This is a genomic window from Kutzneria buriramensis (assembly GCF_003387475.1).
GTDB classification, from domain to species: Bacteria; Actinomycetota; Actinomycetes; order Mycobacteriales; family Pseudonocardiaceae; genus Kutzneria; species Kutzneria buriramensis.
In genome coordinates this window covers 142,559-168,347 of the sequence record NZ_QUNO01000012.1, presented here as the reverse complement: position 1 = coordinate 168,347, position 25,789 = coordinate 142,559, and the positions used below count along the sequence as shown (strand labels likewise).

Below are 25,789 nucleotides of genomic sequence, written 5' to 3'. Positions count from 1 at the left end.
GGCAGACTGGGCTGGTGCGTGGATCTGCTCGGCGAACCGGCGGCGTGCTCGTCGCCCTGCTCGCCGTGCTCACGGCGGCCGGCTGCGCGAGCATCGCCGGCGTGGCCGAGCCGATCACCGCGGGCTCCGTGCTCGTCGGCGACGGCGTCGAGCCGAGCTTCGTGCAGGGCACCGACGACAGCACCACCGACCGGATCGCCGCGTCCACCATCACCGACGTGCAGGCCTACTGGCGGCAGAACTTCCCCACCGTGTTCGGCAAGGCGTGGCGGGACGTGACCGGCGGCGTGTACTCCGTGGACACCAGCAAGGACAAGGCCAAGGCGCCGCCGTGCACCGACCAGGCGTCCGATGTGGAGGGCAACGCCTTCTACTGTCCGGCGAAGGATTCCGTCGCGTGGGACCGGGCCGCGCTGCTGCCCGTGCTGCGCGACCAGTTCGGCGACGCGTCCGTGGTCGTCGTGCTGGCGCACGAGATGGGGCATGCGGTGCAGAACCGGACCTCACCCACCCAGGATGTGGCCCGTGCCGACCCCGATCGGTATCCGACGATCCTGATCGAGACCATGGCCGACTGCTACTCCGGGGCGTTCGTGCGGTCCGTCGTCGACGGCAAGGCGCCGCACCTTCGGATCAACGCCCAGCAGCTCGACAAGGCCATCAGCGCCCTGGCCACGTTCCGGGACCCCGTCGGCACCAGCGCGGGTGAGGAGGGCGCCCATGGCGACGCCTTCGACCGGGTGTCCGCGTTCCAGGACGGCTACCAGCAGGGGCCCAAGCTGTGCGCCGGCATGACCGTGGCCAATCGGCAGTTCACGCAACGCACCTTCACCGATCCCCGCGACCAGGCCCGGGGCGGCAACCTCACCCTGCCCGACCTGGTCAACGCCCTCACGCCGGACGCCTCGTCGTTCTTCGCTTCCGTGGCCGGGTCGAACTGGTCGCAGCCCAAGCTCACCCAGACCGACGGGGCCGCCGGCTGCGGCGACCAGGGCCCGGTGGCCTACTGCCCCGACACCAAGTCGATCTCGTTGTCGACGAAGGGCACCGTGCCCTTGATCGTCTCCAACATCGGTGACTTCGCCGCCGGCACCTTGATCGTCACCCGGTACGCCCTGGCAGCGCTTTCCGCTCTCGGCAAGCCCGTCGACGGCCCCGATGCCGGGAAGGCGGCCGTCTGTCTCGCCGGGGCCTACTCGTCGTCGGTGCTGACCCACAAGGGCAACCAGTTGCAGCTGTCGCCCGGTGACCTGGACAAGTCCGTCGGCGTGCTGCTCGGCTACGACTACGCGTCGCGGGGCACCTCCGGCAAGGGCCTGCCCACCGGCTTCGACCGTGTGCTCGCCTTCCGCGCCGGCTTCTCCGGCGGTCCCAAGTCCTGCGGTGTCTGATTCCTTCAAGACCTGTCCGGTGGGGCGTCCTTAGCGTGGCCGCATGACACCTCAGCTCGCCGTCGTCGGCCTCGTCGTCGACGACATGGCCAAGTCCCTCGCCTTCTACCGCCTCCTCGGGTTGGACATCCCGTTGGATTCCGACTCCGAGCCCCACGTCGCCGCCGCGCTGCCCGGCGGTCTCCAGATCATGTGGGACACCGTCGACACCGTCCGCTCCTTCGACCCCACCTGGTCCCCGGCGGCCGGCTCTCCCCGCGTCGGCCTGGCGTTCCGGTGCGGTTCCCCGGCCGAGGTCGACCGCGTCTACCGGGAGTTCGTCGACGCCGGCCACCCGGGGCACCTGGAACCGTGGGACGCCTTCTGGGGCCAGCGCTACGCCGTCGTCCGCGACCCCGACGGCAACGGCGTGGACCTGTTCTGCCCACTGAGCTGACGCTGCACAGGGGTCGTAGTCGCTTCCCGGGTCGTCGATGCGCGGAAGCCCCGCCGGAAACATCCGACGGGGCTTCTGCGTCAACTACGCCGCTCCAGCAGGAGAAGGCGCCCGCGTTCGTTGATCAGGGCCGTGTCGACGATCGGCCTCAACTGTGGGTCGAAGTACTCGAACATCGTCCTCGCCTTGATGAACGATATTCCGAGTTCTTTGTGGAAGATACTCAGCAATCCGATGGGCGTGAGCGGCCGAGGACCCCGCGTACGTAGATATTCGAGGATCTCCATGTAACTCGCGCCTGCGTCCACACGAGAGAGCAGCTCGTCATCCGACACGATGTCCACCTACTTCGCGGGTCGCGAAAACAGTGGAGTCGCCGTGGTGTACTGACCGAATTCTCCCACCAACTTGCTTCTGTCGACCGTCACCACGGTCAATCCGTACTTGGCGCACATGTGGCCGGTGAAAGTATTGGCCGCCGCGTCCTCGAAGGACATACCGGCCCTCAGGTTCGCATTGAAGGCATCCAGGTTCGATGGCATCGCGGATATCCACAAGCCCGAGAACGCCTTGACGTTGTCCGGTCCGAAGTGGTTCATCGCGTCGGTGAACATCTGCCCACCGGACACGGAACTCGAGTTCCTTTCGACCGCCATGCTCAGTACCCCGTCAATCAGGTCCGCCCAGATCTCGCCGCCGCCATTGTACTCCGCATGGAAAGTAGTGCAGTCGGAGTTGTGCACCAGTACCGAAGTGCTACCGGCCAGCACATAGAACGTGTGCACGTCGGCGATGGTCAGGTCGTAAACAGTCTCGTCCGGCCTGCCGTTCCGGTCGTGCACGGCCGCGACCGACGGGGTGCTCCCGTCACGAGCATGGACACGATCGCCCGGCCGCAGATTGGAGGCCGTCTTCCAGCCCTTGTCGACGACGTACAGGCGATGCCCGCGAGTCGTCGTGAGCCCGCCACCGCCGTTCAGGTCGACATCGAGTAGATTCTGCGCGCTGTGATGCAGGGCGGAAATGACCGATCGGGCGGTGGTCTCCCCCGTCGTCGGATTCGTGGCTAGCACCCGGTTGCCGGCGACCAACTGCTCGATCGGCCGATGTGTGCCGTCCGCCATCAGCACCGGCGTGCCCGCCGGGAAGCTGTTGACCATACAACCCATCTGTCGGAGCTGGGCCTTGACCGCGTCGGCTTCCAACGCGAGCTTCAGCTCCGGTGCGAGCGCGGCCGACTCGAGGGCGGCCAGCGCCGCGTCGATATCGCGGCCGGTTGCGATCGCCACCCGGATGTCGCGCACGGCCTGGACGCCGACCTTCAGGTCCTCCGGCCCGACGAACAACGACGCGGTCCACCCGCAGGATCCCCAGTCGCCGAACGCGCACCGACGCATGTCGCCCAAGATCCCGAACACCACCTTGGGAACGAGGTTGGCGATGAAGTCCTCGACACTGCTCAGCAGTGCCCGGGCAATGTCCGCACGGGTGATGTGAATCCTGCGCTCGACCGGGAAATCGGTGATCTCCTTGCGGTCGATCTGGTCCTCGTGGGTATGACCCGCGCAGTCCTTGACCGCGGTGTTGGGCAGCTCGCAGGTGACCGCCCAGTAGAAGACGACACCGGCGAAGTGCACCCGTATGTCGACGTCGCACGAGCTGTTGGGATCGCTGAGATCCATGACGCACGGGTTGAGCTGTTCATATGACTTCCGGGACAACCCGCTGAGGTCGACCCGGACGTTGGCGCCGTCGATCCCACCCGGGCCGGCCTGGTTAAGCGCGTCGGTGGCGTCTTGGTCACGCTGTTGCTGCTCAGCCCGCTTGGCAGCGTCCTCCGCCTGCTGCGCGAGATCCCGGGCATTCGCGGCGGCCGCCTCGGCGGCAGTCGCATCCTTGTCGGCCTTGTCCGCAGCTGCCTTGGCCGCATTGGCATCGGCGGTGGCGGCGTCGGCAGCCTTACGAGCCGAGGCGGCGTCCTTCTCGGCGTCGGTGGCTGCCGCTGCGGCGGCGTCAGCGTCATTGCGAGCGTCACGTGCGGCGACGCCGGCTTGGAAGGCGTCGGTTTGTGCCTGCTGGTCGATCGCCTTCGTGGCGTCGTCAGCCTGTTGGGTCGCCTGTGCGTCAGCCGCTGCGGCAGCGGCGGATGCTCGTGCCGCCGCGACCGACTGGAGCGCCGATGCGGCATCGGCGGCGGCGTTGGCCGCGTACTGCGCGGCGGCCTTGGCCGATGCGTCGGCGTGAGCGGCCGCGTCGGCGGCGGCCTGCGCGGCGCGGGCGGCTTCGTCGGAGCGGGCCTTGGCGGCGTTCGCCTGTTGCTGGGCCAAGGTGTCGGCGGTCTGGCCGACCAGGACTGCCATGCCCGCGGACGAATCGGTCAGCTGGAACGGCGTGCCCAGGCGAATCGCCTCGTTGGCCGCTGTGCTGGCCTTCAAGGCCGAGTCGCGAGCGGCGGTAGCTGCCTCTGCCGCGGCGAATGCCTGCCCCGCCGTCTTGGCAGCGTCCGTCTGAGACTGGTCGGACTCTGCACGCGCGGTCGCGGAGTCTGCCTTGGCCTGCGCAGATGCGGCGTCGGCCTTGTCCGCCTGATCCTTGGCCGCCTGCACATTGCGGGCCGCCTGATCGGAGGCCACGATCGCGTCGGCGGCCGCAGCGTGCGCGGTCAGCGAGGCGGCGTGACTGGTGTTCGCATCGGACTGTGCGGACGACGCGGCCGCCTGCGCCCGGGAGGCTGCGGCATCCGCTTGGGTGGCCGCGGCACGGGCCGCCTTCGCGGCGTCCTCAGCCTGATCTGCGTCCGCCTGCGCACTGGTCGCCGCACTGGCGGCTTGGTTTGCCGCTGACCGGGCTTGGTCTGCGGCGGTCCGCGCGCCCTGTGCGGCGTCGGTGCCGTCCGCTGCCGCGGCCCAGGCATCACACGCCGCTGCACGCGCATTCGCCGCATCTCGAGCATTTGCCGCGGCCACGGCGTTGTTTCGGGCCAGTGCCGCCCGGGACTCGGCGTTCTCAGCGGCCTGACGCTTCTGCGCCGCGGTGCCTGCGGCAGCCACGGCGTCAGCCTTCTTGCTGGCCGCGGTCTGCTGCTTGGCCTGCGCGTCGGCGTCGGCCTGCTGGGCCTTGGCCCGCTGGTTCTCGGCCTCGGTCTTGGCCGCACCGGCCTTGGCCCGCTCGGACTCCGCGGTCGCACGCTGGTTGTGGGCGTCGTTCGCCGCGGCCTGGGCGCTTTGCTGTGCGTGCTCGGCGGTCGTCCGGTCGTTGTGGGCACGGGTCGCGGCGGCGGCCGCCTGCGCGGCCTGGGTCGCGGCAGCGGCCGCAGCGGCATGCGCCTGGTCGGCCGACTGCTTCGCGGCGGCCTCGGCGAAGGCGGCCTGCGTGGCGTGCGCCTGCGCGGATGCACTGGACCACAACGCATCCGCGTCGCTGGCCGCCGCCTTGCTGGCGTTGAGCGCGGTCTGCGCCGCCGCTGCCGAAGCCTGTGCGGCTGCGGCCGAGGCGGCGGTGACCTGGGCGGACTGCTGCGCGTAGGCCAAGCCCCGCCCGTACGGCGTGCCGTTGGCGGCTGCGATCGCGCCCGCCTGTGCCTGCGCCGCAATCGCAGTGTCCGACTGGGTCTTGGCCGAGGCCGCCGCCTGCTGCGCCAGCGGAACCTGCGCGGCGACACGCTGCTTGGCCGTCGCCAGGTCGCTGGCCGCCTGCGCGAGGAGTGCCTGCGAGGGATAGCCCGGTTGGGAAGGCGAAGTCCACTGCCGCTGCCAATCCAGCAGCCTGCTCACGATCGCGGCCTGACCGACCGCCTCGATCATGGCGTCCGTCGCAGATTTCAGGTCTTTGGACGCCTGCAACTCGGCCGCGACGAGGGTGGCCCGCTGTGGCGCCTGCGAGGCGTATTCGGCCTCCCATTCCGCGTTGGCGGTCGAGACCACGGTGCCGAGCACCTGGCTCGGGTCTGCCGGGTTCGCGCTGTCGCAGCTGGCGTAGCGCACCTTGAGCGCCTCGACCTCCATGCGGAACTCCGCAGAGCCAGGGGTCGGGGCAGTCTTCGGGAAGCCGCCGTACTGGAGGAACTGTCGGATGTCGTCGGCGGAGCGACCGTTGATCACCAGGGGACCGAAGTAGTAGACCGTGGCGTCAGCGGCCTTCTTCTGGTTCATCACCGTGGTCGCGGCGTCGATCGCGGCCTGGTTCGCCTTCGCGACCATATCGACATTGATGGCGTTGTACGCCATTTCCTGCCGTTTGGCCATGTAATCGTATATATCTTGTTCGAAATAGGGAATAGGGTCGGAGTAGTAAGGCTTCAGCACCGCTTCCCAGCCGGCGTGCCGCTTGCCCGCGACCTGATTCTCGGCAGCAACGTCGGTACCGTCCCGGCGGTACGCGTCGCCGATCGCTCCACTCTGGTAGTACAGGCCGTCCGCGGCCGTGCGCAGATCTGCGTCCGCGCCCGCCAGCGCCGTGTCGGCCGCCGCCTTGAGCTGCGGACCGCCGGCGTGCATGACCAGGCCGACCCGACACCGGTCCGTCCTGGCCTGCGTACCCAGGGTGGAACGCCACGTGGGCGCGTCAGCCGGCCGCGCGGCGGACGGATCACTACTCGCGACGGCCGCCACGCTTGCGGTCGTCGTCACCGACAGCAGCGCCATCGCGGCGGCCAGCCCGGTCAATGAGCCCCGCACCCATTTTCTCTTTTTGGGCGCACGGAAAGGACCACTTCTTGTCACCGTATATCCCCCTTGACAAAATCAGACATGCCGCCCGATTGTGATCAATCCCGAACACTAGCCACCAGCACTCCAAAGCAGCAATTGTGATACAGCTCACATAAATCCGACAGGTCACCCAAGCAGGACCTACGCGGCAATTGGCCCGGAAGTTACGCCAGCCGATGCGCACCCGTTCGATCACCACGGCATCCGATCGGCGCAATCAAAGGTGTGCGCACGCCAAAGCCGTGGAGCCCGATCTCACCTAGGCAGACAACACGGCCGCCCCTTGGCGATGCCCGAGGCCGGCTCGCGACCCGACATCACCTCGCGTACGTCCTCCTTCTGCCGGGAGCCCGATCCACGGTGGGCCGCACGGAAATCCGAAACTTTGTGAGGGGAACTCCGGTCAAGGCCTTCACCTCTCGCGAAAGGTGGGCTTGATCGGCGCATCCGACACGGGCAGCGATATCGGCGGCCGGGACACCATGGGTGGCCAAGGCAAGCGCCCGTTCCACGCGGAGAACCCTGGCAAGCGTCTTCGGGCCGTAACCGAACGCCGCGAGGCTCCGGCGCAGCAACTGCCGCTCGCTCAACCCCACCTCATCGGCGACCATCGCGACCGGTCGACCCGCGCGAAGGCCCGTGACAACTGCTGCCGTCACGGGATCGACCTCGATGCGGGATCGGGCGATGTCCACCAGCGCCGCGGCGCGGTTCGGGGCCGCTCCCACGCGGGCCGTCAGCTGATCGACCAGCCGCTGGGGCCAGATCTCGTCCAGCCGCACCCGGCTGTCCCGCAACTCGTGCGCCGGCACGCCCAGCACCGACGGCCCGGTGCCGGGCATGAACCGCAGGCCGGCGTAGACCCGGCCGGCCGGGCTGGTCATCTCGTGCGCGATGGTGTCGGGGCCGGCGACGATCAGGCGGCCGTCGGACCAGATCAGGTCGAGGCAGCCGTCGGGCAGGATCCGGTGCGCCTCCGGCTCGTCCACCACCCGACTCCACGCCACGGCCCCGGCCAGCCCCGTCGCCCATTCCCGGTACACGATGTCAGCATGCCACCGGGGTCCGACAGTTTCAGGAGCAGCAGTTCGCCGGCTTGGCCTGGCTGTCGTCGGTGCAGCAACCGGCGGCCGTCAGCTGCGGATCGCCGCCGTACGTCGCCGAGTCGCCCTTGACCACGTAGACCTCCCACGGCTCCTGACCGGGTCCGTGCACCCACACCTTGTCCTGCACGGCGTAGCAACAGGTCGTGTCGTTCTCGACGTCGGTGAACAGACCCAGTGCCGACAGCCGCTCGGTGGCCTCGCCGACCTGGTCGCTGGACTCGACCTCGACGCCGAGGTGGTCCATGACGGTTTCCTGGCCGGCCTCGCCCTCCAGCAACACGAGCTTGAGCGGCGGCTCGGCGACCGCGAAATTGGCGTAGCCGGGGCGTCGCTTGGCCGGTTCGACACCGAACAGCTTGCTGTAGAAGGCGATCGAGGCATCGAGGTCGGCCACTCGCAGGGCCAGTTGCACGCGGGACACGAGATCCTCCTTGGATAGACATCCATCGAATCAGTGCTTGGTTAGATTGCGCTCTAGATAGATGTCTGTCAACCTAGACGTATGTCGAAACAGTTGCCGCTGGTGGCGACCGAGTCGCAGTGCTGCTCACCGCTGACGCGCGAACCGCTGTCCGAGGACCAGTCCGCGGAGCTCGCACGGGTGTTCAAGGCGCTCGGCGACCCGGTGCGGCTGCGGCTGCTCTCGCTGATCGCCTCCCACGCCGGCGGCGAGGCGTGCGTGTGCGACCTGACCGACGCGTTCGACCTCACCGGGCCGACGATCTCCCACCACCTCAAGGTGCTGCGCGAGGCGGGCATCATCGACGGCGAGCGGCGCGGCACCTGGATCTACTACCGCGTGCTGCCCACCACGTTGCAGATGCTGTCGTCCGTGCTGATGACCACCGCATGAGCGCGGGCGTCGTGACCCGACTGTCCACCTTGGACAGATTCCTGCCGGTGTGGATCCTGGCCGCGATGCTGCTCGGCCTCGGCGCCGGCCACGTGATTCCCGGCCTGGGCGCGGCGATCGACGCCGTTCAGGTCGACGGGATCTCGCTGCCGATCGCGCTCGGTCTGCTGATCATGATGTACCCGGTGCTGGCCAAGGTCCGTTACGACCGACTGGACACCGTCACCCGCGACCGGCGACTGCTCCTGCCGTCGTTGCTGCTCAACTGGGTCATCGGACCGGCCTTGATGTTCGCGCTGGCCTGGCTGCTTCTGCCCGATCTTCCCGCGTACCGCACCGGACTGATCATCGTCGGGCTGGCCCGTTGCATTGCCATGGTCATCATCTGGAACGACCTCGCCTGTGGCGACCGCGAGGCCGCGGCCGTGCTGGTGGCCGTGAACTCGGTGTTCCAGGTGATCGCGTTCGGCGCCCTGGGCTGGTTCTATCTCTCGGTGCTGCCCGGCTGGCTCGGCCTGCCGCAGGCCGACCTCGCGGTGTCCGGCTGGGCCATCGCCCGCTCGGTGCTGATCTTCCTGGGCATCCCGCTACTGGCCGGCTACCTGTCGCGCCGGCTCGGCGAACGCGCCCGTGGCCGGGACTGGTACGAGGCCCGGTTCCTGCCCCGCGTCGGGCCGCTCGCCCTGTACGGGCTGCTGTTCACCATCGTCGTGCTGTTCGCATTGCAGGGCGCGCAGATCACCGGCCGTCCACTGGACGTCGCCCGCATCGCACTGCCGCTGCTGGCCTACTTCGCCCTGATGTGGACCGGTTCGTTCGCGCTCGGCCGGGGCCTCGGCCTGTCGTACGAGCGGACCACCACGCTTGCGTTCACCGCCGCCGGCAACAACTTCGAGCTGGCCATCGCCGTGGCGATCGCGACGTTCGGCGTCACCAGCGCCCAGGCCCTGGCCGGCGTGGTCGGACCGTTGATCGAGGTCCCGGCGCTCGTCGCCCTCGTCTACGCCGCCCTGGGGGCGCGCCGCCTGTTCAGTCCCCACGTCTCCGGGAGCGATCGTGTCCGACAAGCCTGAGGTGCTGTTCGTCTGCGTGCACAATGCCGGACGCTCCCAGATGGCCGCCGCGCTGCTGCACCACCACGCCGCCGGCAGGGTCGTCGTGCGCTCCGCCGGTTCGGCCCCGGCCGACACGGTCAACCCCGCGGTGGTGGCCGCGATGGCCGAACTCGACCTGGACCTGTCCCACGAGTTCCCCAAGCCGCTGACCGACGACGCCGTGCGAGCGGCCGATGTGGTGATCACCATGGGCTGCGGCGACGCCTGCCCGGTCTACCCGGGCAAGCGCTACCTGAACTGGGAACTGGCCGACCCGGCCGGCCGGGACGTCGAACACGTGCGCCCGATTCGCGACGAGATCGACCGCCGCGTCACCGCATTGCTGGCCGAGTTGGTACCCGGCCACGCCTGAACGGGCGCACACTGACCGGCATGGCAGCCGGCCAGATCGTCGTCGGCGGCCTGCCGATCCCGGACGACAGGCCGATATTCCTCGCCGTGCTCGCGGTGCACGTGGGCGCCGCCAGCGTGTGCGTGGTGGCCGGTGCGCTGGCTGCCTCGGCGCGCAAGCGGCCGGGACGCCATCCGCGTGCCGGCACCGTCTACTACTGGGCGCTGGCGTGCTCGTTCACCGCGCTGGTGACGCTCGCGGTGCTCCGCTGGCCGCACGATGTCGATCTGCTCGCGATCGGCGCCGTCGCCACGCTCTCCGCGGCGGTCGGGGTGTTCGCGCGCAGACGCGGCCGGATCCGGGTGCACGGCACCGGCATGGCCGTCTCCTACATCGCGCTGCTGACCGGCTTCTACGTGGACAACGGGCCGAACCTGCCGCTGTGGAGCCTGCTGCCACACGCCCTCTACTGGCTGCTCCCAGCCGTTATCGGCGTGCCGCTGCTGGTCCGGGCGCTACGTCGGGCTGGCCGACCGTCCCGTTCATCGTCTATCGTCGATTGACGATGAACGGAGGCGGGACGTGCTCGACCGTCAGCTCGCGGAGACCTATGCCGGCTGGTTCCGTGCGCTCGCCGACGCCACGCGGGTGCAGATCCTCAACCTGCTCGCCGGGCACGGCGAGCCGATGACGGTCGGCGAGATCGTCGAACGGGTGCCGGTCGGGCAGTCCACGGTCTCCGCCCACCTCAAGATCCTCGCCGAGGTCCGGTTCGTACTGGTCGAGCAGCGTGGCACCGCCCGTCTCTACCGCGTCAACCAGCGCTGCGTGTCCTGCTTCCCCAGCGCCGCCGACGTGGTGATGGGCAAGGCCCCCGTCGCCGTCGAGGCGGTGTGCTCATGACCGAGCCTGTGCGCGCCCGCTACACGGCCAAGGCGGTGGGCCTGGCCGACAAACCGTTGGCGCAGAGCAGTTTGGGCTGCGGCGATCCGGTCGCCGTCGCCGAGCTACACGCCGGTGAGACCGTGCTGGACCTGGGTTCCGGCGCCGGGCTGGACGTCCTGGTGTCCGCTCGCCGCGTCGGCCCGACCGGCCGCGCCATCGGCCTGGACATGACGCCGGAAATGCTCGCCGTCGCCCGTCGACACGCCGCCGAGCAGGGCGTCGCCAACGCCGAATTCCTGTTGGGCCGCATCGAGGACGTTCCGCTGTCGGACGAGTCCGTCGACGTGGTGATCTCCAACTGTGTGATCACGTTGTCCGCCGACAAGTCCGGGGTGTTCGCCGAGATCGCCCGCGTGCTGAGGCCCGGCGGCCGGATCGGCATCGCCGACGTGCTGGCCGATTTCTCCCTGACCGACGCCGAACGCGCCGCCGCCGAGGTCGAATGCCTGGATGGTTCGCTGACCACCGACGAGTACGTCGCCGCCCTGGCCGGCGTCGGCCTGACCGACATCCAGATCCGCCGCACGCACGACGTCGCCGACAAGCTGCACGCCGCGGTCGTCCGCGCCACCAAGCCGATCCGACCTCGCGGTGTCGCGATCGCCGTGATGACCGCCGAGCACGCCGCGCAGGTCCTCGCGATCTACCAAGCCGGACTGGACGGCGGCAACGCCAGTTTCGAGACCGCCGCGCCGAGCTGGGGGCATTGGGACGCAAGCCATCTTCCACGGCACCGCTTCGTCGCTCTCGACTCCGACGGCACCGTCCTCGGCTGGATCGCCGCCTCCCCGGTCTCCGGCCGCTGCGTCTACGCCGGCGTGCTCGAACACAGTGTGTACGTCCACCCCGACCACCAGGCCCGTGGCATCGGCGCCGGCCTCCTGGACGCGTACGTTTCCGCCTCGGAAGCCGCCGGCGTCTGGACCTTGCAGTCGGGCATCTTCCCCGAGAACACCGCCAGCCTCGCCCTGCACCGACGCGCCGGCTTTCGCGTCGTCGGCACTCGCGCGCGTATCGGCCAGCACCATGGGACCTGGCGGGACGTCGTGTTGATCGAGCGCCGGAGCTCTCGGGTCTGAATCACCGGGTCCGGCGAGATGAATCCCTCAGCTGGCGACGATCTTGGCGCCGGGGATGGTGAGGACGCCGCCGCTCTGGTCGGTGTTGGTCACGGTGACGTTCTCGAAGGTGACGTCGGGCGGCGTGATCAGCGGCGGGCTGGTGGCGGTGTAGTCGATCGGCAGCTTGATCGGGATGCCCAGGATGTTCACCACGGCGGTGCCCCTGATCTCGGCGGTGAGCATGGTGATGCCGCCGCCGGTGATGGTGGAGGTGCTGCCGGGCGCGGCGGTGGTGACGATCTTGTGGCCGCCGCCGTTGTCGGCGGTCTGCACCATGTCCTTGATCTTCACGCTGGAGGCGGTGAACTTCAGGACCTTGATCGTCTGACCGCCTACGACGGTGCTCACCACGCCGTGGAAGGCCAGGCCGCTCATGGCGATCGACGGCGAGGTGAGGGTCCACACCCGCGTCCCCGCCGGCAGGGCGGGCGGGGACGGGGTGGCGGTGGTGGTGCTGGTCACCGCCGTCGTGGTGGTGGTTGAGGCCGCCGCGCTGGTCGACGACGACGGCGTTGTCGTCGAAGTCGGCGCGGCGGTGGTCGTGGTGGTGCTGGACGCGACCGTCGTCGTGGTCGTCACCGTGGTCGACGCGGGGGTCGACGGGTCGGCCAGCGCCGCGGTGGGCTCGGCCAGGCCGTGCACGGCGATGCCGGCGAGCAGCACCAGTGCGACGACGGCCGGCGGCACGGCCTTGGCGACCTTGCGCGTGCGGGTCTTGGGCGTCCACGAGAACGCCAGCGCGGCACCGATGAGGCCCAGGAACGTGCCGATCAGGAAGCCACCCAGGTTGGTGGTGATGATCGCGGCCAGGGCGAGCACCATTGCCGTGATGGCGGCGGCGAGCCGGAACTGCGGGCGCACCCACATGGTCAGCGCGCACACCAGCATCAGGATGCCGATCAGCGCGCCGGACAGGCCGCCGAGGGTCTGGATGGACAGCACCAGGGCGCCGAGTTTGAAGCTGGCGAACGGCGGAAAGATGACCACCAGCCCGGACAGGATCAGGAACAGCCCGGCCCAGAACGGACGGCTGCGCCGCCATCGGCCGAAGGCGTGCCACGCCCTGCCGATCACGGAACCGGCCACGTGCGAACTCCCTTCAGAACACGGCTGCGGCAGCACCCGGGGGAATGTGCTGCCGCAGCCGCGTGTGATCGAACTACTTGATGCACTGGTTGTTGCCGGACACGATGCGCAGGCTCATCCCCTTGAAGGAGATGGTCTCCGCGGACGTGCCCCAGGCAACCTGCTTCAGGTTGTCGATCGTGACGTTCGTGGACTGCATGCCGAAGTCGTTGTCCCGGCCCTGCGCACCGGGCGGGCCGCCCTGAACCTGGCTGGCGTCGACGCCGATGTCGGGCTTGGTCAGCGTGAAGTCGCCGTCCACCTGCGCAACGTCGGCAACCATGTTCTTTGCGTGCATGCCCGCCGTGCCGTCCGCGGTGATCCGCAGCGTCAGGTCGCCGATGAACGGGTTGTTCGGCATGAACACCGACTGGCAGAAGTTGTCCAGGTCGGCGGTCGCGAAACCGTTGACCGCCACCGGGTGGGGCAGCACGTCGGGGTTGGCGGCGATTCCGGGGTACTGGACGAATCCGGTGCCCCGGAGCTGGGTCGCGGTCACCTCGAAACTCGTGCCGGACACCGCGAACGACGCGGCGATCGCGCCTTGGGCCACGGCCACGAGCAGACCACCGGCCAGCACGCCGCCCACGGCGAACGTGCCGGCGAAGCGCAGCCACCGGGTGCGGCCCCGGACGGGGGCGACCTCGGGTTCGACCTCCTCGCCGAACTCGACGTCGTCGGCTTCGCGCATGGCTTTCTCCCTTCCAACCGGAGAAGTGACCCGTCGGTAACTTCGTGACGAGATTCACGCGGAGACGTAGCCAACACAAGCGATCGCTGCCTCGAAACCCAGAATTCACCCCCTGGAGTGAGATCTTTTCACGTTCCGATCACGGCCGAAACGTCCGCCCAACCGCCGGACAGCGAGGCCTTTAGGCCAGTAGGGTCATCGCGGCGAAGCAAAGGGCGGCAAGGGGAAGCGCGGGAATGAGCACGACACGTCGGACGGTTTTCGCGCTGGTGGCGGCGATGGCACTGCTGAGCGGGTGCTCGGCGAAGGTGGCCGGCACGGCCTCCCCGCTGGGCCAACTGGATCCCGGCTCGGCGGCCGGCCTGCCGGTCACCAACGGCCCGAGCGGTCCCCGCCCCGGCGTGCCGGACGCCGACCTGCCGGTGATCAACACCGACGGCGGCGAGATGGACCGGCTGGCGGTCAACACCCTCTCCGACGTGGACGACTTCTGGGCCGACCAGCTGCCCCGGGTGTTCGGGCGGAAGTTCCAGCCGGCGTCCAAGCTCACCTCGTACGACTCCGACGGCGCCAACCAGCGGGTGTGCGCGGGCCGCGAGAACACCGCGGGCGTGGTCAACGCCTTCTACTGCGACCTGGACAACAGCGTGTCCTGGGACCGCGGCGAGCTGCTGCCCGGGCTGGTGCAGAACTTCGGCCCGCTCTCGGTGACGATGGTGCTGGCCCACGAAATGGGTCACGCGGTGCAGACGCAACTGGGCCCGTTGTCCGGCGTGAACAATGCGACGCCCAGCATTGTCCTCGAGCAACAAGCCGATTGTTATGCCGGCGCCTTCATGCGGTATGTGGCCGAAGGGAAGGCAAAGCATTTCCAGATGTCCACCGGCGACGGCCTGAACAAGGTGTTGGCCACCACCTTCTTCGTGCGCGACCAGCCGGGCGACTCGTTCAAGGGCAAGTCCGCCCACGGCAACGCCTTCGACCGGGTCTTCGCGTTCCAGACCGGCTTCACCGACGGCCCCAAGCGCTGCGCCCAGATCACCGTGGCGGAGATCAACGCCCGGATCACCGAGACCCAGTTCCGCGACGACATCGACGCCAACCAGAACGGGAACGTCGCGATCACCACCGCCAACCTGCAACTGGTGCTCAAGGCCCTGGGCGACGTGTTCAAGAAGACGCCGCCGAAGGTGGCCACCACAGCGGCCACGTGCAGCGACGCCAGGACGACCTCGCCGACGGCCTACTGCCCGGCCACCGACACCGTCTCGATGGACGTGCCGAAGCTCAAGGTCATCGGCACGCCCACCAAGCGGGGCACGGGCATCGGCGACTTCGCCGCCTTCGGCGAGGTGGCCTCCCGCTACGTGCTGTCCGTGCAGAAGGCGGCCAACCTCCCGCTGGACGACAGCAACACCGGCCTGCGCACCGCCTGCCTGGTCGGCTACTGGGGCGCGGCGATGAAGCAGGAGACGGACACGCTGTCGCTCAGCGCCGGCGACCTCGACGAAGCCGTCGCCGAACTGCTCACCCCGAGCAGCCTGATCGCTGCCGACGTCAACGGAAAGCCGGCGGCGTCGGGCTTCGCCCGGGTGGAGGCGTTCCGGATCGGCTTCCTCCAGGGCGCCTCCACCTGCACGGCGCAGTTTGGAAGCTGATCGGTCGGGCGAGTTCGGCGGCTCAACCGGCGGCGTCCCACTCGCGGGCGAGGCGGATGAGCTCGGACCGCCGGCGGCTGCCGAGCTTCTCCCGGATGTTCTCCAGGTGCCGGTTCACCGTGCGGACGGCGACGCCGAGCTCCTCGGCGATCTCGCGGTTGTCGTAGCCGCGAGCCAGGCAGCCGAGCACCTCACGCTCCCGCCCGGTCAGCGTCGACCGGTGCTGGAACTCGCCGACCAGCCGCGCGGCGATCTCCGGCGGCAGCACCGGACCGTCCAGCACGGCCAGCACGGCGTGGGTGAGCTCGGCGGTGGTCGCCGCCTTGCTGACGTAGCCGTGCGCGCCGGCCTTCATCGCCGCGAGCACCTCCCCCGGCGACGCCTGCGACAGCACCAGAACTCTGGTCTGCGGCCGGTGGCGCGCCAGGTACTCGATCAGCTCCAGCCCCTGTTCGTCGCCTAGTCGTAGGTCCACCAGCACGACGTGGACGAGTTCGACGTCGAGCAGCCGGCAGGCCATGGCCGCGGTGTCGGCCTCACCGACGACCGTGACCTGGGGATGGTCGGCGAGGCTGGCGCGGACGCCGGCCCTGGTCACCGGGTGGTCCTCAACGATGAGCACGCGGACGGTGGATGTCATCGACGGATTCATGGGCCACTGCTCCTCAGTTCCAGCCGCACGTCGGTACCCCGGCCGGGGCGGCTCCGGATGGTGACGCTGCCGCCCAGCCGCTCCAGCCGGGCGCGGACGCTGACCGCGAGCCCGAGCCGGCCGGAGGCGGCCAGCGCGGACTCGTCGTAGTCGAAGCCGACGCCGTCGTCCCGCACGTCGACCGTGATGCCGGAACCGTCGTCCAGCACCGAGATCCAGACGTGCTCGGCGCGGGCGTGCTTGACCACGTTGCCGAGCAATTCGTTGACGGCGGCCGCCACCTCGGCGGCGACCTCGGCCGGCACCGGGATGTGGCCGCTGTCGGCCAGCCGGACCGGCCACTGCCGATAGCCGTCGGCGACCTCGGCGACCGCCTCGACCAGGGACCGCTGGCCGGCCGGGGTGTCCTGCCGCTCGTCGAGCACCAACCGGCGCAGGCTGGCCTCCTGCCGGCCCACGTCGTCCATCAGGGCGCGCAGTTCCGCCCGGCTGACGTCGCCGCGGTCGGCGAGATCGCCGCCGAGCTTGCGGATGCCGCCCAGGCGCTGGAGCACGTCGTCGTGGATGTGGGCGGCGAGCCGCTCCCGCTCGCGCAGGCCGGCGACCACGGCACGGCCCTCGGCCAGGCGCAGCGACACCCGTTCGAACTGGCTGGTGGCGAGGCCGACCGCGGCGCCGAGCACCACGTAGGCGAGCGCGCCGCCGAGCAGGCTCAGGGCGTCCAGGAAGCCGATCGTGAACACGGAGACGCCGTTGAGGTAGTAGCCGACGGGCAGGCACAGCGCGAGGAGCACGCCCGCGAACACGCCGCCGCGCACGCCGCGCACGGTCGCCCAGGCCGCGACGGCGGCCATCGGGTAGGCGCCGGCGAAGGTCGGATGGTCGGTGAGCAGCTGGCCCTGCGGCCCCGTCCAGCCCGAGACGAACAGCGCCAGGATCGCGAACAACAGGTCGAAGGCCAGCACCTGGTCGGAGCGGCGCACCGCCGCCATGGTCAGCCAGGCCGTCCAGCCCAGCATGATCGCCAGCATGAGCACCGCCGGGACCACGCGGTCCTCCAGCACCTGGTCGCTGAGCAGCGCGATCAGGGCGGTCCACCCGACGGTGAGCCACCGGAAGCTCAGAATCAGCAGCATCGGCGCGGGGTGGGCCCGCGTCACGCCACCGTCGACCATGCGACGACCCCCATCGCTTTTCCCCTACCTACTGTGGAGCACCGACCCCTACCGTGGATACACGTGAGGGTGGGGGAACTTACCGGCATCGTCGGCGTTCAGGTTGCTTGGTGGCAACTTGGATTTCGTGGCCGACGCGCGGTGCTGTGGCGGTCGAGGTACGGCGGAACCGGTTCCGGCGACGAAGTCGGTCGCGCCTGGGCCCACCAGGTGCTGCTCGCGCCCTGGTGGTGGCGGGCCGCCCGGACCGCGGTGGCCGCCGGCACGGCCCTGCTCGTGGTGGTCATCGCCGAGGTCGGCCTGCTGCCCGAGATCGAGGACGCCACCGTCAGCGTGCTGCTGACCGTGCTGCTGTCCCTCGGCGTGACGGCCGGTCTGACCTGGCGCCAGACCCGGTGGGCGCGGGAGATCGCCGGGGCCGCCGCCGAGCACGCCCAGCCGCAGGCCGTGCTCACCCAGAAGCTGCGGCTGGCCTGCGCCCTCGTGCTGGCCGTCGCCGCGCTGTCGGTGTTCCTGCAGTCCGCCGCCGACACCGTGTCCGACGACGTCGGCTGTCAGCGCTACGGGCAGCCCGATCCACGCTTCGCGCGCTCGCAGGCCCTCGGCGGCGGCGGGGTCGGCCGGTGCCCCGGGCCGATCGGCGAGGACGCCGCCAACGGGCTCTCCCGCTACGAGGAGGCCGACGGCAGCTTCGTGTACTGGATCCCGACGCTCGGCGCCACCGTGCACATGACGGCCGCCATGCGGGCCGCCTGGCTCGCCCACCCGAGCCTGGGCCTGCCGGTGGAGAGCGACCGGCCCGACGGCGACAACCGGTACGTCAACTTCGCCCACGGCTACATCCTCGACCGGCCCGACCAGCCCTCCGAGGTCAAGACCGACGGCAGCCAGCACGAGCCGGGCGGGCCGGGCGAGACCTGCGTCGGGCCGGACCGGCCGTGCGTGACCGACGCGTCGGTGGACATCGCCGGCGGCATCGAGATCGCCTGGAAGTCCCCGCCCGCGGACGCCTACAACGTCAGCTACTGGATCGCCGGCCGGAGCGACACGTACACCGTCGAGGCCGCCGTCCCCTCGTTCACGCTGCCCGATCCCGAGCCCGGCGCGACCTACGGCTTCCAGGTGCAGGCCTGCGTGAAGCACTTCCTGGCCCGCTCCACCTGCACGCCCCGTTCCAACTCGGTGGCGGTGCAGGCGCGGCGTTGAGCTGCGGACGGGCTCGTCCGCAGCTCAACGGCACTCAGAACAGCGCGCTGGCCAGGTTGCGGCGGGCGGCGGCGACGCGGGGGTCGTCGGTCGGGAACAGCTCGAACAGGCCGACGAGGTGCTGGCGGACGCGGTCCCGGTCGTCGCCGAACGTGCGGCGCACGGTGTCCACCAGCCGGGTGAAGGCGGCCTCCACCTCGTTGCCGGCGATCTGGGCGTCGGCGGCGGTCAGCTGGGCGTCGATGTTGTCCGGGTCGGCGTCGGCGACCCCGACGGCGGACGGGTCGGCGGCCTCGGCGCGGGCGGTGAAACGCACCTGGGCCAGCGCGGCCTTGGCGTCGGCATTGGCCGGCTCGGCGGAGAGGATCTCCTCGTAGGCGGCCTCGGCGGCGGCGTAGTCGCCGCGCTCGAACGCGTCCTCGGCGGCGGTGAAGCGGGGGTCCTCGGGCTCCTCGTACGGCTGCGCGGCGCCGCCCTGCTCGGCCAGGCGGATGCCCGGCAGCTTGTCCCGCAGGGCGTCCAGCAGCGAGTCGAGCCACTTGCGGATCTCCGGCTCGGGCAGCGCGCCGGCGAACGCGTCGATGGGCTGGCCGCCGGCGATGGCCACCACGGTCGGGATGGACTGCACGCCGAACAGCTGCGCGATGCGCGGGTTGGCGTCGACGTCCACGGTGGCCAGGATCCAAGCGCCGCCCGCGGCCTGGGCCAGCCGCTCCAGCACCGGGGACAGCTGCTTGCACGGCCCGCACCACTCGGCCCACAGGTCCACGATGACCGGGACCTGCATGGACCGCTCGACCACGTCGTTCTGGAAGGTGGCCTCGCTGACGGCGACGACGAACTCGCCCGGGGCCGCGGCCTCGGCGGGGGCGCCGCCCGCGGCCGGGGCCGGCTGCCGGCTCGCCGCGTCGGCCTTCGCCTTCAGACCGGACAGGTCGACGGCGCCGGACAGCGCCGCGGACAGAGCTGCGCTCTGGCGGGGGTTTGGCCTTGTCACGGTTCCATCCTGGCACGAACCGGCGGACGGTTGCCCGCGAGTCCGCCTGACTGGACACTGTCACCGCACAGTTACGGGTCGTGACACTCAGGAGGCCAGTGGTGGCCGGCGGCGACGTACCCGCCCGGCTGGAGCGGCTGCCCGCCTCCGGCTGGCACCTGCGCGTCCGGTGGCTGGTCGGCGCGGTGACCTTCTTCGAGGGCTTCGACCAGCTGGCGATCGCCTACACGCTGCCGTCGCTGAGCCAGGAGTGGGGGCTGAGCACCGGCCAGCAGGCGCTGGCCATCACCAGCGGCTCGGTCGGCATGCTGCTCGGCGCGCTGGTGTCCGGGGTGGTCGCCGACCGGGTCGGGCGGGTGAACGTGGTGCTGCTCGCCCTGACGGTGACCTCGCTGTCGTGCATGGGCCTGGCCATCTCCCCCGGTTTCGTCCCCTTTGTGCTGCTGCGGTTCGTGCAGGGCGTCGGTATCGGCGGCGAGGTGCCGGCCGCCGCCACGTACATCGGCGAGCTGGCGCAGTCCGAGCGGCGGGGGCGGTTCGTGCTGCTCTACGAGCTGGTGTTCCCGGCCGGGTTGACCGCGGTGGCGGTGGTGGCCGCGTGGATCGTGCCGATGCTGGGCTGGCGTTGGGTGTACGGCATCGGGGTGCTGCCGGCACTGCTGATCGGGCCGATCCTGCGCTGGGTGCCGGAGTCGCCGCGGTGGCTGGAGGCGTCCGGGCGGGGCGAGCGGGCGATGGGGGTGATGGAGCGGATCGAGCGGGCCGTGCAGCGCTCGACCGGCCGCCCGCTGCCGCCCGTCGTGCCCATCACCTACGCGCCGTCCGTCCGGAGCCGCTACCTGCGGCGCACCGTCATCGTCGGGCTGTTGTGGCTGCTCAGCTACTTCGCCAACTACGGGATCGCCACCTGGCTGCCGACCATCTACACCAGCGTGTTCGGGCTGCCCGTGTCGACGGCGTTGGCGTACAGCGTAGCCACCAGCGTCGCCGGCTTCCTCGGTGCGATCGCCGTGGCGCTGCTCGTCGACCGGATCGGCCGGAGGGCGTGTCTGGCCGGCGGCAGCGCACTGGCCGCCGTCACCTTCGTCGTCCTGGCCGCGCTCGGCGCCAACTCCGCGATGGAGCTGCTGGCCCTGTCCGCCATCGGCGCGCTGTTCGTGTTCGCCGTCAACCTCGGGCTCTACCTGTACGCCCCCGAGCTCTACCCGACGCCGATGCGGGCCGCCGGGGCGAGCCTCGGCGGCGTGTGGAACCGCATCGGCGTGATCGCCGGGCCGTTGGTGGTCGGTGCGCTGGCCGCCAGCCTCGGGCTGCCGGCGGCCTTCGGGGCGCTGGGCGTGGCGATGCTCTTCGCCGCCGTCACGGCCTTCCTCGCCGAGGAGACCCGGGGCCGCACGCTGGAGGAGATCTCGCCTTAGCTTTTTCGCCACATGCGCTTCCTATGTGTCACTCAGACGCAAATGGGAAGCGCATGTGGCGACAACGGGCTAGGCGTAGGTGCCGTGGCCCTCCACCACCAGGCCGTCACGCAGCTTCAGCACCTCGCTGACCTCGCGCCCGTCCTGGTTCCGGTAGTTGATCACCATCACGGCCATCCCCGCCCGCACGCTCAGCACCTCGAACCGCAGGTTCGGGATCCGCTCCAGCCCGGCGGCGTAGTACTCCCGCACGGCCTGCTTGCCGCGCAGCGTCCCGGACTCCTCACCGCAGAACGACACCACCACCGGCGAGCTCCACACGACGTCCTCGGCGAAGTGCCCGAGCAGGCGGTCCAGGTCGTGCGCGTTCCACGCGTCCACCCACTCGGCGGCGAACTTCTCGGCGAACTCCAGCTCCACGTCACTCCCCCGCGATCTTGACCAGGTCCAGCGCCATCGGGTGCGGCTTGATCACACCGACACCTGCGGCGACGATCTTCCGCAGGAAGCCGGTGAGCAAGGTGGCCAGCCGCTCGGTGCCGGCATTGCCGAGCACCTCCCACGGCAGCTCGGCGGCGGCATCGGTGCGGGTCTCGACGTCGTGCCGGGCCCGCGCGCCGTCGGCGGTGATCCGGTTCTGCTTGTCCATCAGCCCACGGTCCCGCAACCGGCGCTGCGCGGCGGCCCAGTCGTCGCCGTCCCAACCACGCCAGGCCTCCCAGCCCTCCTGCCCGGCGGTGTCCCGATCGGCTGCGAACGCCACGAGTGTTTCGACGGGATCGAGACCGCCGGCGACCAGAGCGGCGACATGGCCGTCGCCGCGGGACTCACGCAGGATCGTGGTGGCGTGCCACAGCACGAGGTGCGGCGGATCCGGCCACGGCAGCGCCACGTTCGCGGCGGCGAGCGGCCGGCCGGCGATGGGGGCGGAGAGAGCGGCCCGCTGCGCCAACTGGGAGGCCTCGATCATCTCGTCGCCGACGACGTCGTCACCGAAGATCGCGCGCAGCCCGGCGTCCACGCCGGCGAGGCGCGCCTCCAGGAACTGCTGCGGGGCGGCGATCGTCCACGCGGCCGGGATCGCCCGCGCGACCCGGCTCAGCTTGAAGTTGTAGAAGGAGGCGGCGACGACCTCGGCCGGCACCGGGCCGAGCGGCGCGGCGCGCATCCCGAAATAGCCCATCCACCCGCCGCGACAGCCCAGCGCGTCGGTCGCGGCCCGCGCCTGCGGCGCGAAGTAGGTGACGCCGTGGAACGGCTCGAACAGCGTCCACATCCGCCGCGCGTTCACTTCAGGTAGCTCTCGACCCGTTCCACCTTGGCCTGGAGCTGATCGGTATGGCCGGGGCGGATGTCCGCCTTCAACACCAGCGACACCCGCGGCGCATGCGCCTGCACCGCCTTCACGGCGCGCTTGACGACGTCCATGACCTCGTCCCAGTCCTCGCCCTCGATGGTGGTGAACATGCTGGTCGTCTCGTTGGGCAGACCGGACTCCCGGACCACCCGCACGGCGTCGGCCACGGCCTCCGCCACGCTGTCGGACTCCCCGCCGAGCGGCGACACACTGAACGCGACCAGCATCGTTCCTCCCTGTCCTGGCGATGCCGGCCAGTCAACCCGCAACGCGGCGGTCCGGCAACAAGCCGTGATCACCGACGCCCGAACTGCTAGCGTCGACAGCCATGGCCAACCAACCGTTGCCGTTCGACCCCATCGCCCGCGCCGCCGGGCTGTGGGAGGAGCGGGTCGGCCCGTCTGGGGCGATGGCAGCGGTCACCAGCGTGATGCGGGTGCAGCAGATCCTCCAGTCCACGGTGGACGCCGCGCTCAAGCCGCACGGCCTCACCTTCGCCCGGTTCGAGGCCCTGGTGCTGCTCACGTTCTCGCGCCGCGGCAGCCTGCCGATGCGGGTGATGGGCGAGCGCCTCCAACTGCACCCGACCAGCGTCACCAACATCGTGGACCGGCTGGAGGCCGACGGCCTGGTCAAGCGCACCCCGCACCCGTCGGACCGGCGCACCACGCTGGTGGAGATCAGCCCGGCCGGCCGCGACCTGTGCGACGCCGCGACCAAGGCGGTGTCGGAGGTCAATCTGGGGCTGCGCGGGCTCACCGACCGGCAGACCGAGCAGCTCACGGATCTGCTGTCCAAGGTGCGCCGCGCCGCCGGCGATTTCGGCGACTAGGCGCTGATCGCCACCGCGCGCTCGGCGAGCCGGCCGGTGCGGCTGGCCCAGCGCTCGAACACCACCGAGCCGAACGGCGGGATGCTCGCGAACAGCGCCCAGAAGGTGGTCCTGTTGTCCCAGCCCAGGGCGCGCCGGGCCAGCAGCGACAGCACCACGTAGGCGATGAACACGATGCCGTGCACCGAGCCGAAGATGTGCACGCCGAGGGCGTTGCCCATGACGTACTTGAAGAACATGCCGATCAGCAGGCCGGCCCAGGAGATCGCCTCGGCCACTGCGACGGCGCGGAACCGCCCTGACGGGGTCTCGAACATGAACCCCAGTGTGGGGCGTGAGCGGGCTCACGCCCCGACCGGGGTTTCTCGGTCGCGCCGGCGCCTGGAGCCGCGGGCCGGAAAATCGCACTGTGACGGGCTTCCAGCCATACGCCACCTGCGGTTTCTCCCGGCCAAGGCGAAGGCGCCGGCTTAGAGCGACCGAGGCGCGCGCGCCATGTTAACTGTCCTCCCAGGAGAAGAACCGGGAGGCGGCGAAGGCCACCACGACGGTGAAGGCGAGCAGCACCGCCGTGGGCGTCACCAGCGCCTCGACTCCCTTGCCACGCACCAGAACGTCCACCATGCCGTCGTTGAGATGCCGCAGCGGCAGCACCTCGGACACGGTCTGCAGCCACTGCGGGGCGTTCTGGAGGGGGAAGAACGTGCCGGACAGGAAGGCCATCGGCAGCACGATCACGTTGGTGATGCCGGTCGCCGCCTCCTCGGACTTGGCGATCGAGCCGACCAGCACGCCGATCGAGAAGAACGACAGCGAACCGATGATCAGCAGCGGCAGCGCCAGCCACCACTGGCCGGCCAGCTGCAGGCCGAACACCGGCGTCATCGCCACCGCGATGAACAGGATCGCTTGCAGCACAGTGGTTCCGATGGTCACCAGCAACCGCGACGAGATCACCGTGCCGGTGCTCACCGGGGACAGCCGGATCCGCCGCAGCACCTGCTTCTTGCGCCAGTTGACCAGGGTCAGTGCGGAGCCGAAGATCGCCGAGGTGGCCAGGCCCCAGGACAGGATGCCGGGGGTGAGGAACTGGATCGCGGTCAGCGAGGAGTCCTCGACCTGCTGCGAGTCCAGCGTCACGGCCGGCGGCTTGCCGCTGGCCGCGAGGTTGACGTGGTCCACGACCGAGCTGATCACCGCCTGCACGGTGCCGGCCTGCACCCGGTCGCTCGCCGCGTAGCGGAGCTCGATCTTGTTTCCCTGCACGGAGATCGCCGCCGGCACGTCACCGTTCTTCACGGCCGCGATCGCCTTGTCGAACGAGTCGACGTGCTGGAAGTCGACGATGCCGGTGTTGTTCAGCGCGGTGAGCACCGGGCCGTCGCCGACCACATCGATCTTGGTCTTGTTGGAGGAGCTGCTGCCGAAGATCAGGCCGAAGATGACCAGGAACATCAGCGGCATCAGGAACGTGAAGAACAGGGCCACGCGCTCGCGGAAGAAACCCTTGAACATGGCCACGGAAAGACTGCGGAACGCGGTCATGCCCGGTACTCCCTTCCGGTCAGCTCGAGGAACACGTCCTCCAGCGTCGCGCCGCGGACCTGGAGGCCCTCCAGCGCGCCACGTTCGGCCAAAGTGGACAGAACCATCGCCGGCTTGCGGGTGGACAGCCGCAGCGAGACGCCGTCGTCGCCGGCCTCCTCGACGCCGGCGATGGCCCGTGCCTCCTCCAGTGCCAGCACGCCCCGCTCGATCAGCACGTGCGTCGGCGCGTCCAGACCCCGAACCAGCGTCGCGGGCGCGTCCATGGCCAGGATCTTGCCCTTGTCCATGATCGCCGTGCGGTCGCAGAGGATCTCGGCCTCGTCCAGGTAGTGCGTGGTGTAGACGATCGTCTTGCCGCGCGCCTTGATCGCCCGCAGCACGTCCCAGAGGTTGCGCCGGGCCTGCGGGTCCAGCGCCGCCGTCGGCTCGTCCAGGAACACGATGTCCGGGTCGTGGGCCAGCGCGCAGGCGATCGACAGCCGCTGCCGCTGCCCGCCGGACAGCTTGTTCTCCCGGGTGTTCGCCTTGTCGGAGAGGCCCACCAGCTCCAGCATGTCCACCGCCGTGGCGGTGCTCACGCCGTACAGCGAGGCGAACGTCTCCAACTGCTCGCGGGCCGTCAGCTTCTCGAAGAACGACGACGCCTGGAGCTGCACGCCGATGCGCGGCAGCAGCTTCGGGTTGCGCGGCCACGGGTTCTCCCCGAACAGCCGGACGCTGCCCTCGTCGGGCTTGCGCAGCCCCTCGATGATCTCCAGCGTGGTCGTCTTGCCCGCGCCGTTGGGACCCAGGATCCCGAAGAACTCCCCCTCGCCGACGGTGAAGGACACCCCGTCGACCGCCCACAGGTCGCCGTACCGCTTGCGCAGCCCGTCGGCGACGATCGTGCTCCCCTTGCTCATGGGCGGAACGGTAGGTCTCCGGGGGCCGAGCGGCGGGTTTTCCCCATAAGACCGGAGATTTGTCAGGGCTCCCACTAGCCCGATCGGCGGAAACGGCAGAGGCGCCCAACCGGAGTGTCACCGGCCGAGCGCCTCTGGTAGCGGCCTTGATGCAGGGAAGGACGCCTTCCCTGCGTTGAGCGAGGGTAAGGCGTCCTTCCCTGCATGAAGGGGTGAGGCGG

27 protein-coding genes are annotated in these 25,789 nt (G+C 70.1%); 12 read left to right on the top strand and 15 right to left on the bottom strand.

Annotation, left to right across the window (positions count from 1 at the left end):
* The first annotated feature begins 14 nt into the window (after positions 1-14).
* Together BCF44_RS32630 and BCF44_RS32625 are read left to right on the top strand one after the other, a co-directional pair.
* Positions 15-1,391 carry a neutral zinc metallopeptidase gene (locus tag BCF44_RS32630; RefSeq protein WP_116178277.1) on the top strand — a complete coding sequence of 459 codons (1,377 nt, stop codon included), beginning with the start codon at positions 15-17 and terminating at the stop codon, positions 1,389-1,391.
* 43 nt (positions 1,392-1,434) lie between these two features.
* The gene (locus tag BCF44_RS32625) at positions 1,435-1,827 is read left to right on the top strand and encodes a VOC family protein (RefSeq protein ID WP_116178276.1); all 393 of its coding nucleotides are present in this window, start codon (positions 1,435-1,437) and stop codon (positions 1,825-1,827) included.
* Between the two features lie 80 nt (positions 1,828-1,907).
* Here the strand turns inward: BCF44_RS32625 and BCF44_RS32620 are convergent, their stop codons facing one another.
* From BCF44_RS32620 to BCF44_RS32605, 4 genes are all read right to left on the bottom strand, one after another.
* Positions 1,908-2,162 carry a hypothetical protein gene (locus tag BCF44_RS32620; protein WP_147328716.1) on the bottom strand — a complete coding sequence of 85 codons (255 nt, stop codon included), beginning with the start codon at positions 2,160-2,162 and terminating at the stop codon, positions 1,908-1,910.
* 9 nt (positions 2,163-2,171) lie between these two features.
* Entirely contained in the window at positions 2,172-6,491 is a 4,320-nt protein-coding gene (locus BCF44_RS32615) for a Hint domain-containing protein (protein WP_116178274.1), read from the bottom strand.
* 362 nt (positions 6,492-6,853) lie between these two features.
* Positions 6,854-7,579, bottom strand: coding sequence for a helix-turn-helix transcriptional regulator (locus tag BCF44_RS32610; protein WP_116178273.1), 726 nt, complete (start codon positions 7,577-7,579; stop codon positions 6,854-6,856).
* A 31-nt stretch (positions 7,580-7,610) separates the two neighbouring features.
* Positions 7,611-8,063: an ArsI/CadI family heavy metal resistance metalloenzyme gene (locus tag BCF44_RS32605; RefSeq protein WP_116178272.1), complete on the bottom strand. Its 453-nt coding sequence runs from the start codon at positions 8,061-8,063 to the stop codon at positions 7,611-7,613.
* 81 nt (positions 8,064-8,144) lie between these two features.
* Between BCF44_RS32605 and BCF44_RS32600 the strand changes: the two genes are divergently transcribed.
* From BCF44_RS32600 to BCF44_RS57925, 6 genes are read left to right on the top strand one after another with little or no spacing between them, the layout of a single operon-like run.
* Positions 8,145-8,495, top strand: a complete 351-nt coding sequence (locus BCF44_RS32600; protein ID WP_116178271.1) for an ArsR/SmtB family transcription factor — start codon at positions 8,145-8,147, stop codon at positions 8,493-8,495.
* Positions 8,492-9,568, top strand: coding sequence for an ACR3 family arsenite efflux transporter (arsB, locus tag BCF44_RS32595; RefSeq protein WP_116178270.1), 1,077 nt, complete (start codon positions 8,492-8,494; stop codon positions 9,566-9,568). Before BCF44_RS32600 ends, arsB begins: the two co-directional genes overlap by 4 nt.
* Positions 9,552-9,962: an arsenate reductase ArsC gene (locus tag BCF44_RS32590; protein WP_116178269.1), complete on the top strand. Its 411-nt coding sequence runs from the start codon at positions 9,552-9,554 to the stop codon at positions 9,960-9,962. The genes arsB and BCF44_RS32590 overlap by 17 nt, the downstream gene beginning before the upstream one ends.
* Before the next feature lie 20 nt (positions 9,963-9,982).
* Complete coding sequence (locus BCF44_RS32585) at positions 9,983-10,504, top strand: DUF2306 domain-containing protein (RefSeq protein ID WP_211353313.1); 522 nt, start codon at positions 9,983-9,985, stop codon at positions 10,502-10,504.
* Positions 10,505-10,523: 19 nt separating this feature from the next.
* Entirely contained in the window at positions 10,524-10,844 is a 321-nt protein-coding gene (locus BCF44_RS32580; RefSeq protein ID WP_116178268.1) for an ArsR/SmtB family transcription factor, read from the top strand.
* On the top strand, positions 10,841-11,965 hold the full coding sequence (locus BCF44_RS57925; RefSeq protein WP_246015848.1) for a GNAT family N-acetyltransferase: 1,125 nt from the start codon (positions 10,841-10,843) through the stop codon (positions 11,963-11,965). The genes BCF44_RS32580 and BCF44_RS57925 overlap by 4 nt, the downstream gene beginning before the upstream one ends.
* 27 nt (positions 11,966-11,992) lie before the next feature.
* Here BCF44_RS57925 and BCF44_RS55820 read toward each other — a convergent pair whose 3' ends face one another.
* Both BCF44_RS55820 and BCF44_RS32560 read right to left on the bottom strand, forming a co-directional pair.
* Entirely contained in the window at positions 11,993-13,093 is a 1,101-nt protein-coding gene (locus tag BCF44_RS55820; protein ID WP_170217864.1) for a DUF6114 domain-containing protein, read from the bottom strand.
* 73 nt (positions 13,094-13,166) lie between these two features.
* Complete coding sequence (locus BCF44_RS32560) at positions 13,167-13,823, bottom strand: DUF6230 family protein (protein WP_116178267.1); 657 nt, start codon at positions 13,821-13,823, stop codon at positions 13,167-13,169.
* Positions 13,824-14,059: 236 nt separating this feature from the next.
* On the opposite strand from BCF44_RS32560, the gene BCF44_RS32555 reads away from it, so the two are divergent.
* The gene (locus tag BCF44_RS32555) at positions 14,060-15,481 is read left to right on the top strand and encodes a neutral zinc metallopeptidase (protein ID WP_116178266.1); all 1,422 of its coding nucleotides are present in this window, start codon (positions 14,060-14,062) and stop codon (positions 15,479-15,481) included.
* 22 nt (positions 15,482-15,503) lie between these two features.
* On the opposite strand, the gene BCF44_RS32550 is transcribed toward BCF44_RS32555, so the two are convergent.
* Together BCF44_RS32550 and BCF44_RS32545 are read right to left on the bottom strand one after the other, a co-directional pair.
* Positions 15,504-16,121, bottom strand: a complete 618-nt coding sequence (locus tag BCF44_RS32550) for a response regulator transcription factor (RefSeq protein WP_170217863.1) — start codon at positions 16,119-16,121, stop codon at positions 15,504-15,506.
* An 8-nt stretch (positions 16,122-16,129) separates the two neighbouring features.
* Entirely contained in the window at positions 16,130-17,308 is a 1,179-nt protein-coding gene (locus tag BCF44_RS32545; protein ID WP_116178264.1) for a sensor histidine kinase, read from the bottom strand.
* 63 nt (positions 17,309-17,371) lie between these two features.
* Between BCF44_RS32545 and BCF44_RS32540 the strand changes: the two genes are divergently transcribed.
* The gene (locus BCF44_RS32540; RefSeq protein WP_147328715.1) at positions 17,372-18,514 is read left to right on the top strand and encodes a fibronectin type III domain-containing protein; all 1,143 of its coding nucleotides are present in this window, start codon (positions 17,372-17,374) and stop codon (positions 18,512-18,514) included.
* A gap of 34 nt (positions 18,515-18,548) precedes the next feature.
* Here the strand turns inward: BCF44_RS32540 and BCF44_RS32535 are convergent, their stop codons facing one another.
* A complete protein-coding gene (locus BCF44_RS32535; protein WP_116178262.1) occupies positions 18,549-19,511 on the bottom strand; it encodes a tetratricopeptide repeat protein in 963 nt (320 codons plus the stop codon).
* An 80-nt stretch (positions 19,512-19,591) separates the two neighbouring features.
* On the opposite strand from BCF44_RS32535, the gene BCF44_RS32530 reads away from it, so the two are divergent.
* Entirely contained in the window at positions 19,592-20,929 is a 1,338-nt protein-coding gene (locus tag BCF44_RS32530; RefSeq protein ID WP_246015847.1) for an MFS transporter, read from the top strand.
* Between the two features lie 69 nt (positions 20,930-20,998).
* On the opposite strand, the gene BCF44_RS32525 is transcribed toward BCF44_RS32530, so the two are convergent.
* The 3 genes from BCF44_RS32525 to BCF44_RS32515 are packed head-to-tail and all read right to left on the bottom strand — an operon-like array spanning position 20,999 to position 22,513.
* Positions 20,999-21,349: a nuclear transport factor 2 family protein gene (locus BCF44_RS32525; RefSeq protein ID WP_116178261.1), complete on the bottom strand. Its 351-nt coding sequence runs from the start codon at positions 21,347-21,349 to the stop codon at positions 20,999-21,001.
* 1 nt (position 21,350) lies between these two features.
* On the bottom strand, positions 21,351-22,220 hold the full coding sequence (locus BCF44_RS32520; RefSeq protein ID WP_246015845.1) for an SCO6745 family protein: 870 nt from the start codon (positions 22,218-22,220) through the stop codon (positions 21,351-21,353).
* Positions 22,217-22,513, bottom strand: a complete 297-nt coding sequence (locus tag BCF44_RS32515) for an MTH1187 family thiamine-binding protein (protein WP_116178260.1) — start codon at positions 22,511-22,513, stop codon at positions 22,217-22,219. Before BCF44_RS32515 ends, BCF44_RS32520 begins: the two co-directional genes overlap by 4 nt.
* 101 nt (positions 22,514-22,614) lie before the next feature.
* Here BCF44_RS32515 and BCF44_RS32510 point away from each other — a divergent pair, with 101 nt between their 5' ends.
* A complete protein-coding gene (locus BCF44_RS32510) occupies positions 22,615-23,118 on the top strand; it encodes a MarR family winged helix-turn-helix transcriptional regulator (RefSeq protein ID WP_116178259.1) in 504 nt (167 codons plus the stop codon).
* Here the strand turns inward: BCF44_RS32510 and BCF44_RS32505 are convergent.
* From BCF44_RS32505 to BCF44_RS32495, 3 genes are all read right to left on the bottom strand, one after another.
* On the bottom strand, positions 23,115-23,435 hold the full coding sequence (locus BCF44_RS32505; protein WP_116178258.1) for a DUF3817 domain-containing protein: 321 nt from the start codon (positions 23,433-23,435) through the stop codon (positions 23,115-23,117). The genes BCF44_RS32510 and BCF44_RS32505 overlap by 4 nt on opposite strands.
* A gap of 181 nt (positions 23,436-23,616) precedes the next feature.
* On the bottom strand, positions 23,617-24,663 hold the full coding sequence (locus BCF44_RS32500) for an ABC transporter permease (protein WP_116178257.1): 1,047 nt from the start codon (positions 24,661-24,663) through the stop codon (positions 23,617-23,619).
* On the bottom strand, positions 24,660-25,568 hold the full coding sequence (locus tag BCF44_RS32495) for an ABC transporter ATP-binding protein (RefSeq protein ID WP_116178256.1): 909 nt from the start codon (positions 25,566-25,568) through the stop codon (positions 24,660-24,662). The genes BCF44_RS32500 and BCF44_RS32495 overlap by 4 nt, the downstream gene beginning before the upstream one ends.
* Between the last annotated feature and the right edge of the window lie 221 nt (positions 25,569-25,789).

What these genes read in the sequence shown, in the direction of transcription:
- BCF44_RS32625 (WP_116178276.1), top strand. Translation starts at nt 1,435, where the DNA reads ATGACACCTCAGCTCGCCGTCGTCGGCCTCGTCGTCGACGACATGGCC.
- BCF44_RS32600 (WP_116178271.1), top strand. Translation starts at nt 8,145, where the DNA reads ATGTCGAAACAGTTGCCGCTGGTGGCGACCGAGTCGCAGTGCTGCTCA.
- arsB (WP_116178270.1), top strand. Translation starts at nt 8,492, where the DNA reads ATGAGCGCGGGCGTCGTGACCCGACTGTCCACCTTGGACAGATTCCTG.
- BCF44_RS32585 (WP_211353313.1), top strand. Translation starts at nt 9,983, where the DNA reads ATGGCAGCCGGCCAGATCGTCGTCGGCGGCCTGCCGATCCCGGACGAC.
- BCF44_RS57925 (WP_246015848.1), top strand. Translation starts at nt 10,841, where the DNA reads ATGACCGAGCCTGTGCGCGCCCGCTACACGGCCAAGGCGGTGGGCCTG.
- BCF44_RS32560 (WP_116178267.1), bottom strand. Translation starts at nt 13,823, where the DNA reads ATGCGCGAAGCCGACGACGTCGAGTTCGGCGAGGAGGTCGAACCCGAG.
- BCF44_RS32555 (WP_116178266.1), top strand. Translation starts at nt 14,060, where the DNA reads ATGAGCACGACACGTCGGACGGTTTTCGCGCTGGTGGCGGCGATGGCA.
- BCF44_RS32550 (WP_170217863.1), bottom strand. Translation starts at nt 16,121, where the DNA reads ATGACATCCACCGTCCGCGTGCTCATCGTTGAGGACCACCCGGTGACC.
- BCF44_RS32545 (WP_116178264.1), bottom strand. Translation starts at nt 17,308, where the DNA reads ATGGTCGACGGTGGCGTGACGCGGGCCCACCCCGCGCCGATGCTGCTG.
- BCF44_RS32515 (WP_116178260.1), bottom strand. Translation starts at nt 22,513, where the DNA reads ATGCTGGTCGCGTTCAGTGTGTCGCCGCTCGGCGGGGAGTCCGACAGC.
- BCF44_RS32510 (WP_116178259.1), top strand. Translation starts at nt 22,615, where the DNA reads ATGGCCAACCAACCGTTGCCGTTCGACCCCATCGCCCGCGCCGCCGGG.
- BCF44_RS32505 (WP_116178258.1), bottom strand. Translation starts at nt 23,435, where the DNA reads ATGTTCGAGACCCCGTCAGGGCGGTTCCGCGCCGTCGCAGTGGCCGAG.
- BCF44_RS32500 (WP_116178257.1), bottom strand. Translation starts at nt 24,663, where the DNA reads ATGACCGCGTTCCGCAGTCTTTCCGTGGCCATGTTCAAGGGTTTCTTC.
- BCF44_RS32495 (WP_116178256.1), bottom strand. Translation starts at nt 25,568, where the DNA reads ATGAGCAAGGGGAGCACGATCGTCGCCGACGGGCTGCGCAAGCGGTAC.